Consider the following 16,855-nt stretch of genomic DNA (forward strand, 5'->3'; position numbering starts at 1 on the left):
TCAATTTCAGTTGAATTTGCTTTAGATTGCCAAAACACCGTTCCCTACTCACACTTATGAATTCTAGGGAATCATCACTAAATTGTTAGCAACTATTTTTGTTAAATATAGTATTCCCCATAAATAAAAAATCCCCACCGTTCGTGAGGATTTCTTTTAGATGAACATTTCATATATTTTTTCAATAACAATAAAAAGTCCGTTTTGAATAAAATTAAGCATAAAAATTGCCACAATTGGCGAGATATCAATCATACCAATTGGAGGGATAAATTTCCTAAAAATCCCCAAATAAGGCTCACATACTTTTTTAAGAAAACGACCAATTGCTGAATCTTGGGCAGCAGGTACCCAAGACAGTAAAACATATCCCACTAACATATAAGAATATATCTTAAATGCTAATGATGCATAACCTAGAATTACCCATAAAGTCATATAAACTACAATCCTCGCTATTAATTATCGTCTAAAATAAAATTCGAAATTTCTCCAGATACTTCTACATTATCAGGTGTGCATAGGAAAATGTCTTTTCCAATCCTTTGAATATCACCGCCAAGTGCATAAACTGTGCCACTTAAAAAATCAATAATTCGTACACCTTGCTCTCGCTCAATACGTTGCAAATTGAGGATTGTTGCGCGTTTATTTTTTAAATGTTCAGCAATATCCTGTGCTTCTGCATAAACTCTAGGTTCAACTAATACAACTTTTGCACCTTTAGAATTCATAGCTGCCTGTAAACTTACAATGTTGTTTGTAGTATTTGTACTCTGCGGAAAAATTTCCTGAACAGGTGCCTTTCGCTCCTTAATAACTTTTTTTGGCTTCACTGATTGAATTTGTTGCTGTTGTTGTACGGGTTGTTGCTGTTGAACAGGAGCTTGCGTGATTTCTTCTTCTATTTCTTCCTCAAGATAAAAGAAATTTTTAATTTTATTTTTCATGCTCATCCTCTTCCCCTCTTTCATTTCCAACAAGAGCCGTTCCAACTCGAACAAATGTAGCCCCTTCCTCTACCGCCATTTCAAAGTCATTAGACATGCCCATTGATAACTCGGTACAAGGCGCGTGTACGAATCCTTGCTCGGCTATTTGCTGTTGACATTGTTTTAATTCCTTAAAAACAGAGCGAATAATTGTATCCTCATCTGTATTTGGTGCCATTGTCATTAGACCAACAACTTGAATTTTTGTAAAACTCTTTAATGATTCAATAAAAGGCAGAATTTCCTCGATTGCTAAACCATGTTTTGACTCTTCGCCTGATACATTAACTTGTACAAAACATTTGACAGGTTTGTCTGCTCTTTTTTCAATTTCTTCTGCTAAACTCAAACGATCTAATGAATGCAAATAATCAATGCTGTTAATGACTTGTTTTACCTTACGTGTTTGTAAAGACCCAATATAATGCCAATGTACATCAGCTTGAATCGCCTCAATTTTACGATTTAAGCCTTCAGGACGGTTTTCTCCTAAATGAATCAGTCCTGCATCAATTGCTTCTTGTGTTCTTTCTACTGAAACCTCTTTTGTCACTGCAATAATTTGGACTTCGTTTTCTTCTCGATTAGCACGTTTTTTTGCTGCTTGTATAAGATCATTAATTTTATTCAAATTTGTTATGATTTTTGTCACTGTTTTTCCCAACTTTACAACAATAGTTTCTTTTATTGTAACAAGCAATGCTTGAATTATCAATGAATAGCCTGACCTAAGTGAAATTACATTTTAACCATTTGCAGCTTAAAAACAGCTTTGGTTTTAATAAGCGTAAAAACTGCGCACTTTAGGATAATGCTTTTACTAAAATGACATCCTTGCCAACTACAAGTACATCTTTCATATACACTTTCCTAACAGATTCTTCTCCACGAAAAAAACCCAGATATTTGCGAGGCTCTGCAATCATAAATGCCGTTACATAGCCTGTTTCTTTGGATACCTCTGCATCAACCACAAATCCTAAAAAGCGTCCATTGCCTGCTTCAATAACTTCCTTTTGTTGTAACATCGAGAAACGCATATTTTCCCTCCCTAACTAAATCAATTACTCTCAACATCGTTTTATCTCAATCAATTGTGCCTTGGCATAATTGCGTCTGGAATCGGCTTTGTGCTTGCACAAAGAACTCATTTCCGATTCCATGACATCCTGCCGGGGGCTTTAACTTCTTTCAGCGGGCGTTTGGACACCCGCTGAAAAATAGCTTACATTCGCATTAATCTCACCACTTATAGAGATGGGAGACTTCTGCTGAAAGAAGTTAAACTATGTTCTCTCTTTATATTTATGTGTATATTGTTGTTTAAATGAAAATGATCAATGAATCTTTCTTTGGCAAAACATGTGGGTGATTTCCGTTCCAGGCTACTCGCTTTGTTGCTGACTCTTCGCTTTCGCACAGATAAAACATTTGTTGCTGTCACTTCGCTTTCGCACAGATAAAACATTTGTTGCTGTCACTTCGCTTTCGCACAGATAAAACATTTGTCGCTGACGCTTCGCTTTCGCGCAGAGCAAAGCTCAAAGCTTCCTGTGGGCGAGCGTCGAGCCGCTTCCTTCGCTTAAGGAACGAAGGCTAAGTGCGTCACGTCCTGTGACAATGCCTTCGTGACCAACATCGTGTTGGCCTCAGGGTCTCGGCTGTCTCGCTTTCCCACGGGAGTCGAGTAGCCTTCCACTCCAATCAACAATAGCGTAGAACTTTTATAAACTTAACATTTCAAAAATGGATGCTATGAAAACGACCTTAATCGAACAGAATAGACTTTTATCAGTGTGGTGATTGTACATCTGTTGTTACAGTCTCTAAGCTTTCGCACAGACAAAACCCTTTTGTTAAAGTTACCTTTTATCGCTTCAATTAGAGCATCATGTCAGAGAATGCCCACTGTATGAATTAGTTGATTGGAGTGGAGACTGGGCGACTCCTTGGGGATTAGCGATAGAGGAACGAAGGCTAAGAGCATCACGTCCTGTGATAACGCCTTCGTGACCAACATCCTGTTGCCCCGAGACCCTGGAGCGAAGCGAAGCGGCTCATCGGACGCCCCCAGGAAAGCGCCCAGTCGGAACGGAAATCAACCCCTCGTTTTGCCGAAGAGCAACCTTAATCTTATATGACATTTTAATTTCATTGAAATAAATAAAATGCGCACCGAGGATTTCGGATGCGCATTGTTTTTTTACTTATAATCTTTCTGCATTGTTTCAATTGCATTTTTTTCTAGACGTGAAATTTGCGCTTGAGATATTCCCAATTCCTTTGCAATTTCAGTTTGTGTCTCACCGTAATAAAAACGCTTTGCAACAATCATTTGTTGACGATCATCTAACTTTTGTAAACTTTCCTTTACCGACACGTAGGCAACCCATTGATCTTCTGATACATCATCATCACGTAATTGGTCCATCATATAAACAGCGTCTCCACCGTCAGAATAAATGGGCTCTTGTAATGAAACTGGATCTTGAATGGCATCTAAAGCAAATAATACATCTTCCTTTTTCATGTCAATCATTTCAGCAATTTCTTCAATTGTTGGTTCTCGTAAATTATCGGTTATCCATTGCTCTTTTGCCTGCATCGCCTTATACGCAATATCTCTAAGAGAACGAGAAACACGTAATGCATGATGATCACGCAGATGGCGACGAATTTCACCAATAATCATTGGTACAGCATATGTTGAAAATCGCACATTATGCTTCAAATCAAAATGATCAATGGCTTTCATGAGGCCAATACAGCCTACCTGAAATAAATCATCTGCCTGCTCACCCCTGTAGGCAAATCTACCGACAATACTAAGCACTAACCTTAAATTGCACATTACAAGCTCTTCTCTAATCTCTGTTTCTCCAGCTTGTAAACGGATGAATAGTTCCTTCATTTCCTCGTGCTTTAAAATTGGCAAAGTCGATGTATCTAAGCCGCAAAGATCTACTTTAGTTCGCATATTCGATTCCTCCGGATGTTATTCTCTGACTAAACCGTGACATCAGTTTGTCCGAGAGAAACGAGAATATGCACAAAAGCTAAGACCAATTTTAGGTAGGTTAAATTTCCCTACTTAAGATATCGGTTGATTCAAGTTTTCACGTAAATCTTGAATAATCTTCTTCTCTAATCGGGAAATATATGATTGCGAAATACCTAAATGATCAGCTACTTCTTTCTGAGTCATTTCAATTTTTCCATTTAGTCCGAAACGACATTCCATAATATATCTTTCACGCGCCCCTAGTAAATTAATGGCATGAAACATATGTTGACGTTCAATTTTTTTCTCTACATTATCTAAAATAATATGTTCTTCCGTTCCTAAAATATCAGACAATAACAATTCATTTCCATCAGCATCGGAGTTTAATGGTTCATCTAATGAAACTTCACCCTTCATGCGACTTGTTTTACGTAAATGCATCAAAATTTCATTTTCAATACAACGTGATGCATATGTGGCAAGCTTAATATTTTTATCTGTATTGAACGTTTCAATCGCCTTAATTAAACCGATCGAACCAATACTTATTAAATCCTCAATCGGCGTACCTGTATTATCAAAACGTCTAGCAATATAAACAACAAGACGCAAATTACGTTCAATTAGTGTATCTCTAGCTCGTAAATCACCATTCATAAAGGATGCAATGACTGTAACTTCTTCTTCTCGACTTAGTGGCACTGGCAATGAATCATTTCCCCCTATATAGTACGTTTCACGACTTCGAAACTTACTCCATAATTTTTTCAAGCTAGCAAGTAGCCTAAGAAGCAATAGTTCTCCCCCTCTATGAGTTATTTGAAAGCGCTGAAAAATGTAAAATTGCTGCTGTGCTATGTGGAAAATTTTTAGCTTTTTTTGTTAATACGATATATTCATTCGTTTTCACTTGTGAGTGCTCCCCTTTGATATGCCACTCTTCAAAGCGAAAACCTAATACAACCGATTGCTGTTGTACTGTATTAACATGAATAAATCGAATGTAACGCTGATAATCTTCTGAAAACATGGATACATTATACGGATCAGTTTCTTGCCATTCTAATAATGATTTGCAAAATGCTGCAGGTAAATGTGGACGTAATGCTGAATAAGAGACAAAGTGAACAGGTTTTCCTGATAGTGGCTCAATCGCTTGATTTCCCGTATCTACAAATGCAGAAAGCGGTATCTTTACATCAAAAATTTTTAATGTCGTTTCAAACACAAACTGACCACTTAACCGCTCTAGCTTTACAAATCCCCATTGCTTATAAAAAGCAATAAGATTACCAACAGCTAATAGTAGGCAAATAATTATAAAATGGACGGCAGAAAGATTTTTTAAATATGGTTGTAACGCCGTTAACAATCCACCGATAACGATTGTTGCTGTCAAAACAATTGGTCCTTGCTTTTGAAAGCTCCGAATCTTGAAACGAAAAGCTAGTCCGATTAGTAAGATAAAGCTTAGTAGCGTCGTCAACAGCATTTGTCCACCAATTACAGCTACAAAACTACTACAAATAGAACTCATTAATAATCTCGTGTTCTTTACAAAAACCCCTGTTACTTTTGCTGTAAACTTGAGTATCGCTAGATTAAAAAGTGTATTAATGAGCACCAGCCATTCTCCATACATAACAGCCGCCTCCTATATACAAAGTTAGCATGTTACACCCACAAATATTGTCAAACAATCGCATCATTTCCTTAAAATGTTTTGACAAAATACATCCTTTCCTTACACAATCTGAACAATCAATTAATTTCTCGTAATTAGTAGCGCTGTCGCCTGTTAACGTTTCTCTAGGCAAACGATCAATCAACAGTGGTATTTGAATTTTCCTTTCGCCACAATAACATTTGCCGAATAAGATAAAATTTTTACTTTGGAAATATAAAAAACTCGTATTTTACATATGTAAAATACGAGTTTTTTATAAGTCAGATGCTTTCATTTATCAGCGATTTCTACGATTACGTAAAAATGCTGGTACCTCAAGCATGTCATCCTGCGCATAATTTTGTTGATTTTGACGTGGTTGCTCTTGCTGTACATGTACATCTTGTCGTGGCTCACGCACCGGAGCTTGCTGTTGCTGTACAGCTTGTCTATTTGTATTGATCGTCGGACGTGTAGTACTACGTTGTTGCTGTAAAGCTTCCTCCGAGAAACCTGTCGCAATAACTGTGACAATAATTTCATCTTTTAGATTTTCGTTAATAACAGAACCGAAAATCATATTTACTTCTTCATCTGATGCTGAAGCTACGATGTCTGCGGCTTCTTGTACTTCAAATAAGCTAAGATTCGAGCCACCTGTAATATTCATAAGAACACCTTTAGCGCCATCAATTGAGGATTCAAGTAAAGGACTTGAAATAGCTTTCTTAGCTGCTTCTGCAGCACGATTTTCACCTGTAGCAATACCAATCCCCATTAACGCTGAACCTTTGTTAGACATAATTGTTTTTACGTCTGCAAAGTCTAAGTTAATAAGACCTGGCGTTGCAATTAAATCTGAAATACCTTGTACACCTTGACGTAAAACATTATCTGCCTCACGGAATGCCTCTAGCATTGGCGTTGATTTATCAACGATCTGTAATAGCTTGTCGTTCGGAATGACGATTAGCGTATCAACAGACTCTTTCATGCCACCAATACCACCGATAGCTTGTGTTTGTCGTTTGCGACCTTCAAACGTAAATGGACGCGTTACAACACCAACTGTAAGAGCTCCTAAATCACGAGCAATTTGTGCAATGACTGGCGCGGCCCCAGTACCAGTTCCTCCGCCCATTCCAGCTGTAACGAATACCATGTCTGCACCACGTAGAACCTCTTCTAATTGTTCACGGCTCTCTTCTGCAGCTTTTTTCCCTACCTCTGGATTTGCACCTGCACCTAACCCACGTGTTAATTTTGTACCAATTTGTAGCTTTATTTCTGCTTTCGATAAATTTAGCGCTTGTGCATCTGTGTTAACTGCAATAAAGTCAACACCTTGTACACCATGTTCTATCATTCTATTGACAGCGTTGTTACCGCCGCCACCAACACCAATGACTTTTATTACTGCAAGTTGATCAACACTTGTATCAAATTCTAACATTTCTTTTTCCTCCCACGGTAACTCGACTCTGTATCATTCATTACGCATTCAAGTTAATCAAAAAACTTATCAAATAATTTTTTTGCTCTCCCAATTACGCTCCCTTTTGATTCTGAAGGTGTAACATATTCTTGCTTTTTATGTGTGGCTGCTGAAGATCCGACAACTGCATATTCAATAGGCTGCGTATTAGTACTTTTCCCATAAAAATCATCTTCTAAATAGGCGTAACGAATAAGTCCAACCGCTGTCGTAAATGAAGGCTCTCTAACGCCAATATAATCGGGTGTATAAATTCTAACACGGGTTTGCAGAATCTGACGTGCCAATTGAGCAATACCCTCAAGTTTTGCAACGCCACCAGTTAAAACAACACCGCCCGGTAAATCTCGAACACCTAGACGTGCTAACTCGTCAATGACTAACTCAAATAGTTCTTCCAAGCGAGCGCCTATAATTTCTGATATATAGCGCTGGCTGTACTGATCTGTTGAATCTGTCCCGACAACCGGTACTTCAAAGAGTTCATCATCTGATGCGTCATCATAAAAGGCATGTCCAAATTGATGTTTTATTTGTTCTGCCTGTTCTGTTGGCGTTTTTAAGACGATCGAAATATCTTTCGTGATGTGATCGCCACCAATAGGAATAACACCCGTATGTGTCAACAGTCCCTCTTCGAATACTGTGATAGTAGTTGAACCGCCTCCTAAATCAACGAAAGCAGTACCTTGGTTTTTTTCATCCTCCGTTAATGCAAAAAAGCCTGCTGCTAATGGTTGCAAATATATTTCTCGAATACTTAAACCTGCACGTTCTACACAACGTAGAACATTGTGTAAAAGTGTCTTAGAGGTTGTAATCATTGTGGCATCCATTTCTAAACGGATACCAATCATACCTCGTGGATCTTTAATCTCATCTAAGTTATCGACAATAAATTGTCTTGGAATGATGTTAACTAATTCACGTTCAGGAGGTATTGACATGACTTGTGCAGATTCTACCACTCTATCTAAGTCATCATCTGTAATTTCTCTATTTTCACTATTTACAGCGACAACACCTTTAACTAGCTGTAACATCGTCTGGTTTGCAGGAACACCTAAAACGACTTCATTAATTTGATATCCTGTCATTCGTTCGGCTTGTTCTATTGCTTTTCGAATCGATTGAACTGTTGCATCAATATCAACAATTGCACCTTTTCTAACTCCATTCGATTTTACATTTCCGACGCCAATTACATGTAATTGACCGTCGCCCATTTCACCTATTAATACCTTGATAGAGGATGATCCTATATCAAGAGAAATATATAAATCTTGCTGATTCAATTAGCTGCACCTCCTTGAAAAATGCTCTTATCCTCATTCTATTGTAAATTCAGCATAATGTCTAAGCAAATCGAGCATTTTGCACAATTTTTCTCTAATTATATGGTATTTTTCCTTTTCTCGTGACGTTTTTCGTCTATCTTAGTTAGTAAAATACGCCTAATTATTGCTATATTTTGGAACAAACGTACTCCAAAAGCGAAAATAGCTGCTAAATACAAGTCTATCCCTAAATACACACCTAAAAAGGCTAATCCTGCTGCAAGAATTATATTAAAAAAGAATCCAGATACAAATACTTTATCGTCATATACTTGCTGTAGCTGAGCACGAATACCGCCAAATAATGTATCCAGGGCTGCTAAAACAGCTATCGACAGATAATTTTCATAGATAGAGGGTATTTGAATATTTGTTAACAAGCCAAGGGCAAGTCCAAATATCAAACCTAAAAATGGTAGCCACATATATTATTCTCCTTTTTCCACCTCTGTTAAATAATCATTTGTCAATGGCTGATCAAATGCTGGGATTGTTAAATGCTCTGTCGGTTCCTCTATTATTAAGTTAAAATTATCTAAATAAAAGGAATCGATAAATGTTGAGGCCTGTAATGAATTGTACATTTTTTGAGCTTCTTTAAAAGAGCTTGTCCCAATATAAATTTCAAAAGGTGGTGAGGACAGTGGTATACTATTCACTGTAGTCTTTCCATTTATGTCTCGAATGGCTGTCGTATGGACAACACGATTTCCATCTATCGAAACACTCGCTGCATTGTTTTTAAACAGCGCATTCAATAATTGGGTTAGTAAATCAGGTGAAATTTCTTTGATTTCATAGCCCATTTCTATTAATTCGGGCGCTGGTTCAACACGAAGTACAACACCTGGCCCTGTAACTTCTGTTAGCCCAGCTTGTAGCTTTAAACGATTCAATGTTTCATATAATGCTGACTGTAAATTTGCTTTCTCAGATTGCTCATAGCGACCCACTACTTCATTTAGTGAGCGAATTTCTGCTAATAATGTGGAATGCCTTTGCTTTTCTTCTGCTAATTCCTCTCTTATGGCCCAAATATCTCGTGTATCTCGCTCAGCTGGTTGCTTTATGGTATTGTATTGTACCGCTATCATCAAACCGATAATAAATAGCACGATCGTTATTCGGGTGTACATATTTTTTTTCAAAATAGCCCCTCCTAGACGTATCGTAACCCCCCACAGATTTACGCCTTGCCTTATATCTTGAATTATGCAAATGCATGTTACAATCTATAACTTATCTGGAGGCTATAACTAAGGTTTAGTTTGCAAATATTAACTGGAAATCATTTAACCTTCTACTATTACTTTTGGCATTATAAGCTTTTGTTCTTCTTCTAATGACACAACAATATTGTCATTTACTAGTTGATCCACAATGCCACCATTTAAATTTAAGGAAGCCATCAATGTTGCTGAATCTCCTACAGCCTCAATAACAAATGGAGCTGGATGCTGCTTGCCGTCTATCGTAATGACTGGTCCATTACAACGAATATAAGAATTCGCCAAAACGCGTTGACCATTAATAGCAATTGCTTGAGCACCAGAAATTTTAAGCTCATTGAGTAATTTAAATACATGGCTTTCATGCACAATATAATCATTAGGATTAGCAGATTTCGGATTGTAATCACCGTCTTGAAGGGTAATACGTATCCCTTTTCCCTCTGCGTTTAAATCGCCTAGCAACAAGCGTAAATCCTCTGCTTCTTCAACCAGCTTTGTATAATCCTTTTTACTAGCAACAAATGATTTTTCATACTTGCGAATTTTTTCTTGTAAAGCAGTCAACTCTTCTGACAGTTCTTTATTGCGCTCTTGCTGTGCAATTAACTCCTCACGGTATGACTCTTCTTGCTCAAAAAGCTCTGCATCACTAGCACCTGCATCTCGATTATCTTTTGCCTGGTTGTACGAATAACCAACGATAAACCCCATAGTCACACAAACAATAAGCAACTCAAATTGTTTTCTTGAAATGAAATTTCCTTTGCTACTCTTTTTCTTGTTGTTCATCTTTTTTCACTTCCTGGTTGGCCGCATCTCCTTCTAAGTCAATGCTTTCTTGGTTGTACTCATCATTGAAAGATTTATAATACGAGCCGACCTCTAAATCGATAACACCCTTTTCTAAATTAGGGATTTGTGCCACGAGCGATGGGTAATGATTTAGCTTTTCTGCCAACGTTTGAATAACAGCACGTACCTCATAGCCATCGTTCATATAAAGCTTAACTGCATTAGGATTTGACCCATCACTGTTAATATTGACTTGAGAAATTAATGCTAATACTTCTGGCTTTAATTGTGCTAATTGCTTAACAAGCTTCTTAATTGTCTTTTCGCCAGCTATGCCGATAAATACAGGTGCGTCAATCGGAATGTCATCTCCAGCTTGTTCAAAACGCTCGCCATTTTCAAGTAACGGATAATAAGTACCGTCACCGGCTAAGTACGCAACTTTTTTCCATTCTTTAATTTCAATAGTCACGCCTTGAAGCCAATCCCGTTTAACATGTGCATCTTTCACCCATTTATCCTTTAGTAATGATTTCTCTACATCTTCTACTTTAAATCCCCACATCGACTTTCCAGGTGCAAGAGTACTGGCTTGTACGTAGTATTGTGCATCTGCTAACTGAGCGCCGTTGACTGTTATTTTGTTGATTTTACTGTAAGGAGATTGAAAATAAAGGAGTACTGCTAACACGATAAAGAAAAGTAATATTAGCACTATAAATTTCCGATTTGTACGCTTTTTTCGTCGCTTTTTTAGCGTAGGTATGCGATCTTCTATATCAATTACTTTCTCCAAAAAGTACTCCTCCTTTATATTTATTTCGCTAATTGATAAATAATACCTATTATTAACCACATTGTTACTAAAGATGTTCCTCCGTAGCTAATAAACGGTAATGTAACACCTGTTACAGGAACTAAGCCAATCACTACTGCTATATTTAGAAATGCTTGTACGGTCAGCATTGTGACAAGTCCTATTATCGCGTAATAAGATGTTCTTGTTTTAGCCTGTATTGCGAATTTATAGCCTGTATAAATGATCAGTACAAAAAGCGCTAAAATAACTAGCCCACCTAGCAACCCTACCTCTTCTAGAATAATTGCGTAAATAAAGTCATTTTGTGGTTCAGGTAAATATAAAAACTTTTGCCTGCTTTGTCCAAAACCATGCCCAAAAATCCCTGCAGGACCTATAGCCATTAACGATTGTACAGCCTGAAAGCCACTTCCTAGAGGATCGACCCATGGATCAATGAATGCTTCAATTCTCTTTAGTCGGTATGGCGCTGTGACAATTAAGCCCACTAACCCAGCAATTCCAGCAACCATAAACATCGCATAAAGCTTTAAAGGGTAACCTGCCACAAAAAACAATAAAAACACAGAAACAACTAGAATAAATACTGAACCAAAATCAGGCTGCAACATAATAAGTACAACAGGTAATAATAAGATCAATCCATGACGCCAATTAATAATCGGCTTACCCGTTTTATGTTGCGCTAAAATATGACTCAGGTACACAATGACTGTAATTTTCGTTAGCTCTGCTGGCTGGATTGTTAACGGTCCTACTCCAATCCAGCTTTGAGAACCATTTCGCACAAGTCCAATTCCTGGTATAAGTACAAGGACCAGTAAAATTAACGAAAATATATAGGCCATTTTCCAAAAGGACTGCTCTCTCAAAATATTTAATCGAATGGTGATTAAAAACACTACAATGGCAACGGCAAAGTACAGACTTTGCTTCATATAAAACGGCATTTTTCCACTATAATGAATGGCACTCCAATAGGTACCTGCAGAATAGACGAAAATAATGCCGATTATTGAAAGCAGCAATGTTGTGACGAGCAATAAATAGCTTTCTTTCCCTCTCAGTAATGCCATCCTTCCAAGTCAAGTATATTCTAAAATAGTTACAGGCTCATTACAGCTTCATTACAGCATCAATAAAAACGTCGCCTCTTATTTCAAAGCTGTCATATTGATCCCAGCTTGCACACGCTGGAGATAAGAGAATAACATCGCCTTCTGTCGACATCGGTGCCGCATAATGTACGGCATCCTCGACATTTTGAGCAATGACAGTTTGCTGTACACCACACGATTTTGCAAATTCTACAAATCGTAGACCTGTTTCTCCAAAGGCAACAACACCTTTTACATGGTTCATGCATGGACGTAATTCTTCAAACGAATGTCCTCGATCTAAACCACCTGCAAGTAAAATAACAGGTGCTTGGAAAGCATCTAAAGCACTTTTTGTAGCTAAGCAGTTTGTCGCCTTAGAGTCATTGTAAATTTTGCGTCCGTTCCATTCGCGCACAAACTGAGTACGGTGACGAACTCCTCCAAACTTAGCTAAAACTTCTTCCATTTTAGCTTTGTCACAGCCGACTAAAATACAAGCGGCTACAGCTGCTAAAATATTTTCTAAGTTATGCTTACCAGGCAAAGCGATATTTGCTCGATCTAGATATGGTTCACCTTGCCAGTAAATTGTTGTTTCATCTGCACTAATACCCTCTTCTGTACGCCCATTAGAACTAAATGGTACCTTTTTAGCATTGGATTTTGTTGCATAACCAACAACAATTGGCTGATCGGCATTGTAGATAAAATAATCGCTTTCATCTTGATTACGTGTGACACCAAATTTCGCTTCTGCATAGTTGTCAAATGTCCCATGATAATCAAGATGAGCATCATAAAGATTAGTTAAAATAGCGATTTTCGGCTTGAACGTCTCTATCCCCATTAATTGGAAAGAAGATAGCTCCGTAACAATCACATGATCCTTCTGTGCTTCTCTTGCAACACCACATGCTACTGTCCCAATATTCCCTGCAATTAACGGTGTTGGACCACCATTATTCAGCATATCAAAAATTAATGTTGTCGTTGTTGTTTTACCATTAGACCCTGTAATACCAATAAATGGCACTTCACTAATTAAATAAGCAAGCTCAATTTCTGTCCATACGGGAATTTCACGGCTAATAGCATCTGCTACTATCTTGTTGCTATAAGGAATCCCTGGATTTTTCACAACTAACTCAAAGCCTTCATCCAGTAAATCCTCCGGGTGACGCCCACAAATAACTGTAATCCCCTTTTGCAATAAGCCTTGCGCATCTGGGCTTTCGTCAAATGGTTTTGAATCATTGACCGTCACAAAGGCGCCAAGCTCATGTAAAATCTCAGCTGCAGCCACACCACTTTTAGCTAGACCTAAAACAAGGACTTTTTTATGTTGTAAATCTGTATAGTTTCTCATTAGAACGCCTCCGATAAGACTGCAATCAATGCTACTGCTAATGCAGTTGACCAAAATACAAGTACTACCTTCCATTCTGACCAACCTGATAATTCAAAATGATGATGAATAGGACTCATTTTAAAAATTCGTTTTTTACGAAGTTTGAAGCTACCTACCTGTAAAATTACAGATAATGTTTCAATAACAAACACCAATCCAATTAGTAACAGTAAGAATTCTTCTTTTACTAAAACAGATACCATTGCTAAAGCGCCACCTAATGCCAACGAACCTGTATCTCCCATAAATACCTTTGCTGGATTCGCATTAAAAAGTAAAAATCCTAATAATGCACCTGTCACCGCAAATGCAAATAAGGCGATATCAGCTTGATCTTGGAATAGTGCAATAACTCCAAATGCCGCAAAGGCAATGGATGCAGTACCTGCCACAAGTCCATCTAATCCATCTGTTAAATTCACTGCATTCGAGAAGCCAACTAACCAGAAAATTAAAAAGGCTACATAGAAATTACCAAGATCAACCGTCCACTCAGTAAATGGTATAGCAAGTGTTGTATCAAACGATCCTACATGTAGTAAAAAATATGCTAGGACCGCAATGACAATTTGACCAACCAGCTTTTGAAGTGATGTTAGTCCTAAATTACGTTTAAAAACAACCTTTAAGCCATCATCTAACAAGCCGATTAACCCAAACCCTGCTAATACTAATAACAATACGACGGTTTGTGTTGTAAATAAATCTAAAAAGCTTCCTACACCAACAGTAGTAAGGATAATGGCAAGTAAGAAAATAATGCCGCCCATTGTTGGTGTACCAGCTTTTTTCATATGTGATTTTGGTCCTTCTTCACGAATGCTTTGACCGAACTTTAATCGGCGAAGAAGTGGAATACTAATTGGTGCCAGGATAACTGTTACTATAAAAGCAAGAGCTAAAATGGTAAGCGTTGTTGCGAGTTTCATTGATAAATCTCCTTTAAATCTTGTTTCACTTTCTTCTTCAAGAAAAAAGCACAAACTTTCATTTATTTATTACTACCCTTCATAATAATAGTGGTTCTTTCCCATTTTTTAAAGGTAAAGTTATATTAGTTCTCTAAATATAGATGAATGGTGCCATCTTGTTTAATAACACTATCCACTTCAGGCAGTTGATTGCCAATTTTAGTCCCTTCTCCATGCCATTCAATACGGAATGGATAATGTTGCTTGGCAATATCATCCTTCGTTTGACCAATAAAACTTGGTACCTTCACAGTGATTGGGTCACCCCAACGATAATCCTTTTCAAGCTGTTCCTTCGACTTTTCAATGCCAACAAAAGGTGCAACATCTTCAATAATTTGACCAACGATTGGAGCTGCTACAACACCACCAAACTGCGTTGTCTTTTTCGGGTTATCTACTGCTACATAAACGACAATTTGCGGATTATCCGCAGGAGCGAAGCCAATAAACGATACGATATATTCACCATTTATATAACGGCTGTTCTCTACCTTTTGCGCTGTACCCGTTTTGCCGCCAATACGTAATCCGTCTCGATAGGCTTGACGTCCCGAGCCCTTTGCTACAACGGATTCCAAAGCACCTCGAACCTTCGCAGACGTCTCCTCTCGAATAACTTGTTTTTTAACTACCGGCTCAGTCTCTTGTATAACTTCTCCAGTATTCGGGTTAAAAACCTTCTTCACAACATATGGCGTATAAAGCTTACCTCCATTTACTGCTGCGGCTACGGCTTGCACTTGTTGAATGGGTGTAACAGCTACCCCTTGACCGAATGAAGTGGTTGCCTGCTCAACTGGTCCAAAGGCTTCTTTTGAAAATAAAATCCCAGAAGCTTCGCCTGCAATATTAGATCCAGTTTTTTGACCAAAACCAAAATCTTTAATATATTGCAGTAATCTTTCATTACCAATTCGCTGCCCTAATTCAACGAAACCTGGGTTACAAGAGTTTTCTACAACTTCTAGGAAAGTTTCATGTCCATGACCACTACGCTTCCAGCAACGTAGTTTAGCTCCAGCAACCATTGTATAGCCTGGATCATAAAAAGTATCCTTCTCTAAATCTACTAAATTTTCTTCTAGTGCTGCACTGAGCGTTATAATTTTGAACGTCGATCCCGGCTCATATGTCATCCAAACTGGTAAATTCCGATTGTAGATAGCAGGCTCCACCAGTTGATATTCTGCCGGATGGAAGGTAGGATATGAGGCTAATGCTAAAATCTCGCCATTGTTTGGATTCATAGCAATCGCCAATGCTTGATCAGCTTCATAACGCTCCATCGCCTGTGACAATTCACGCTCGACAACCTGTTGTACATCTACATCTATCGTAAGCTCGATTGTCGCGCCATCTTCACCAGCTTTCCAAGCGCTTGCTACGTTCTGCAAATTATTCCCTTTCGCATCTGTAAAGAGCCGTATTGCCGAAGAATTAGCCTGTAACAGCTTATTGTATTCATATTCAATTCCTGCTAAACCTTGTGCATCATAGCCTGTGAAACCTAAAAAACGGGATAGTAAGGTACCATATGGATAATCCCTTGAATAATCAACACCACTATACAATCCGTCAATCTGCATCCCTTGTAACTGCACTGCTTTCTCATAGGAAATGTTTTTCCCTTCAGGTGCCAGCTTTACTAAGTATTCTTTTTTCTTCATTTTTGCCAATAACTTTTGTTCATCTACCCCTAAAACTTGTGCAATTTTTGCTGCTGCCCCTTCAATATCCTTACTTTGAGAAGGCATAAAATATAAAGTTGGCGCTAGCTTATTGGTAACAATATTTTTCCCATCACGGTCTGTAATATGCCCTCGCTCGTTGGCAAATGGAATTTCTCGGTCCCAGTTCTCTTCAGCTTTCTTGGTCAGTTCTTTTTGATCTAATACTTGCAAGAAGAAAAGCCTAATGACAATCGCAGCTGCTACAAACATAAACAATACGTATAAAATACGCAATCGCTTTTTGGAATGGATAGAAATCCACTTCATTCGACATCACACCTTGTTTTTTACAACGTATGAAATAA

At 38.0% G+C, this 16,855-nt stretch carries 18 protein-coding genes; all 18 read right to left on the bottom strand.

Going from position 1 to position 16,855, the window contains the following annotated elements:
* Positions 1–156 precede the first annotated feature (156 nt).
* The gene (locus ACB089_RS19695) at positions 157–438 is read right to left on the bottom strand and encodes a YggT family protein (RefSeq protein WP_374963578.1); all 282 of its coding nucleotides are present in this window, start codon (positions 436–438) and stop codon (positions 157–159) included.
* Positions 439–458: 20 nt separating this feature from the next.
* On the bottom strand, positions 459–956 hold the full coding sequence (locus tag ACB089_RS19700; protein ID WP_068983241.1) for a cell division protein SepF: 498 nt from the start codon (positions 954–956) through the stop codon (positions 459–461).
* Positions 940–1,644: a YggS family pyridoxal phosphate-dependent enzyme gene (locus ACB089_RS19705; RefSeq protein WP_374963579.1), complete on the bottom strand. Its 705-nt coding sequence runs from the start codon at positions 1,642–1,644 to the stop codon at positions 940–942. Before ACB089_RS19705 ends, ACB089_RS19700 begins: the two co-directional genes overlap by 17 nt.
* Positions 1,645–1,795: 151 nt before the next feature.
* A complete protein-coding gene (locus tag ACB089_RS19710) occupies positions 1,796–2,032 on the bottom strand; it encodes a PRC-barrel domain-containing protein (protein ID WP_049668351.1) in 237 nt (78 codons plus the stop codon).
* A gap of 345 nt (positions 2,033–2,377) precedes the next feature.
* Positions 2,378–2,530 carry a hypothetical protein gene (locus tag ACB089_RS19715; protein WP_374963580.1) on the bottom strand — a complete coding sequence of 51 codons (153 nt, stop codon included), beginning with the start codon at positions 2,528–2,530 and terminating at the stop codon, positions 2,378–2,380.
* Positions 2,531–3,195: 665 nt separating this feature from the next.
* Entirely contained in the window at positions 3,196–3,969 is a 774-nt protein-coding gene (gene sigG / locus ACB089_RS19720) for an RNA polymerase sporulation sigma factor SigG (RefSeq protein ID WP_049668350.1), read from the bottom strand.
* Positions 3,970–4,083: 114 nt separating this feature from the next.
* Complete coding sequence (gene sigE / locus ACB089_RS19725) at positions 4,084–4,791, bottom strand: RNA polymerase sporulation sigma factor SigE (protein ID WP_053594633.1); 708 nt, start codon at positions 4,789–4,791, stop codon at positions 4,084–4,086.
* A 13-nt stretch (positions 4,792–4,804) separates the two neighbouring features.
* Positions 4,805–5,638: a sigma-E processing peptidase SpoIIGA gene (locus ACB089_RS19730; RefSeq protein ID WP_374963581.1), complete on the bottom strand. Its 834-nt coding sequence runs from the start codon at positions 5,636–5,638 to the stop codon at positions 4,805–4,807.
* A 322-nt stretch (positions 5,639–5,960) separates the two neighbouring features.
* Positions 5,961–7,115 carry a cell division protein FtsZ gene (ftsZ, locus tag ACB089_RS19735; protein ID WP_374963582.1) on the bottom strand — a complete coding sequence of 385 codons (1,155 nt, stop codon included), beginning with the start codon at positions 7,113–7,115 and terminating at the stop codon, positions 5,961–5,963.
* Positions 7,116–7,168: 53 nt separating this feature from the next.
* Positions 7,169–8,452: a cell division protein FtsA gene (gene ftsA, locus ACB089_RS19740; protein WP_374963583.1), complete on the bottom strand. Its 1,284-nt coding sequence runs from the start codon at positions 8,450–8,452 to the stop codon at positions 7,169–7,171.
* 98 nt (positions 8,453–8,550) lie between these two features.
* Positions 8,551–8,919 (bottom strand): small basic family protein, encoded by a 369-nt coding sequence (locus tag ACB089_RS19745; protein WP_374963584.1) that lies wholly within the window; start codon positions 8,917–8,919, stop codon positions 8,551–8,553.
* A gap of 3 nt (positions 8,920–8,922) precedes the next feature.
* Positions 8,923–9,642 (bottom strand): DUF881 domain-containing protein, encoded by a 720-nt coding sequence (locus ACB089_RS19750; protein ID WP_374963585.1) that lies wholly within the window; start codon positions 9,640–9,642, stop codon positions 8,923–8,925.
* Positions 9,643–9,786: 144 nt separating this feature from the next.
* Positions 9,787–10,515: a DUF881 domain-containing protein gene (locus ACB089_RS19755; RefSeq protein WP_374963586.1), complete on the bottom strand. Its 729-nt coding sequence runs from the start codon at positions 10,513–10,515 to the stop codon at positions 9,787–9,789.
* Positions 10,493–11,314 carry a cell division protein FtsQ/DivIB gene (locus tag ACB089_RS19760; protein WP_374963587.1) on the bottom strand — a complete coding sequence of 274 codons (822 nt, stop codon included), beginning with the start codon at positions 11,312–11,314 and terminating at the stop codon, positions 10,493–10,495. Before ACB089_RS19760 ends, ACB089_RS19755 begins: the two co-directional genes overlap by 23 nt.
* Before the next feature lie 20 nt (positions 11,315–11,334).
* Positions 11,335–12,414, bottom strand: coding sequence for a putative lipid II flippase FtsW (gene ftsW, locus ACB089_RS19765; RefSeq protein WP_374963588.1), 1,080 nt, complete (start codon positions 12,412–12,414; stop codon positions 11,335–11,337).
* A 40-nt stretch (positions 12,415–12,454) separates the two neighbouring features.
* Positions 12,455–13,804, bottom strand: coding sequence for a UDP-N-acetylmuramoyl-L-alanine--D-glutamate ligase (gene murD / locus ACB089_RS19770; protein ID WP_374963589.1), 1,350 nt, complete (start codon positions 13,802–13,804; stop codon positions 12,455–12,457).
* Complete coding sequence (mraY, locus tag ACB089_RS19775; RefSeq protein WP_374963590.1) at positions 13,804–14,775, bottom strand: phospho-N-acetylmuramoyl-pentapeptide-transferase; 972 nt, start codon at positions 14,773–14,775, stop codon at positions 13,804–13,806. The genes murD and mraY overlap by 1 nt, the downstream gene beginning before the upstream one ends.
* A gap of 125 nt (positions 14,776–14,900) precedes the next feature.
* Positions 14,901–16,817: a stage V sporulation protein D gene (locus ACB089_RS19780; protein WP_374963591.1), complete on the bottom strand. Its 1,917-nt coding sequence runs from the start codon at positions 16,815–16,817 to the stop codon at positions 14,901–14,903.
* Positions 16,818–16,855 lie beyond the last annotated feature (38 nt).

This window comes from Lysinibacillus sp. RS10 (assembly GCF_041956855.1).
Lineage (GTDB): Bacteria > Bacillota > Bacilli > Bacillales_A > Planococcaceae > Lysinibacillus > Lysinibacillus xylanilyticus_A.

What these genes read in the sequence shown, in the direction of transcription:
- ACB089_RS19710 (WP_049668351.1), bottom strand. Translation starts at nt 2,032, where the DNA reads ATGCGTTTCTCGATGTTACAACAAAAGGAAGTTATTGAAGCAGGCAAT.
- murD (WP_374963589.1), bottom strand. Translation starts at nt 13,804, where the DNA reads ATGAGAAACTATACAGATTTACAACATAAAAAAGTCCTTGTTTTAGGT.
- ACB089_RS19780 (WP_374963591.1), bottom strand. Translation starts at nt 16,817, where the DNA reads ATGAAGTGGATTTCTATCCATTCCAAAAAGCGATTGCGTATTTTATAC.
- ACB089_RS19695 (WP_374963578.1), bottom strand. Translation starts at nt 438, where the DNA reads ATGACTTTATGGGTAATTCTAGGTTATGCATCATTAGCATTTAAGATA.
- ftsW (WP_374963588.1), bottom strand. Translation starts at nt 12,414, where the DNA reads ATGGCATTACTGAGAGGGAAAGAAAGCTATTTATTGCTCGTCACAACA.
- ACB089_RS19700 (WP_068983241.1), bottom strand. Translation starts at nt 956, where the DNA reads ATGAGCATGAAAAATAAAATTAAAAATTTCTTTTATCTTGAGGAAGAA.
- ACB089_RS19755 (WP_374963586.1), bottom strand. Translation starts at nt 10,515, where the DNA reads ATGAACAACAAGAAAAAGAGTAGCAAAGGAAATTTCATTTCAAGAAAA.
- mraY (WP_374963590.1), bottom strand. Translation starts at nt 14,775, where the DNA reads ATGAAACTCGCAACAACGCTTACCATTTTAGCTCTTGCTTTTATAGTA.
- sigG (WP_049668350.1), bottom strand. Translation starts at nt 3,969, where the DNA reads ATGCGAACTAAAGTAGATCTTTGCGGCTTAGATACATCGACTTTGCCA.
- ftsZ (WP_374963582.1), bottom strand. Translation starts at nt 7,115, where the DNA reads ATGTTAGAATTTGATACAAGTGTTGATCAACTTGCAGTAATAAAAGTC.
- ACB089_RS19745 (WP_374963584.1), bottom strand. Translation starts at nt 8,919, where the DNA reads ATGTGGCTACCATTTTTAGGTTTGATATTTGGACTTGCCCTTGGCTTG.
- ACB089_RS19730 (WP_374963581.1), bottom strand. Translation starts at nt 5,638, where the DNA reads ATGTATGGAGAATGGCTGGTGCTCATTAATACACTTTTTAATCTAGCG.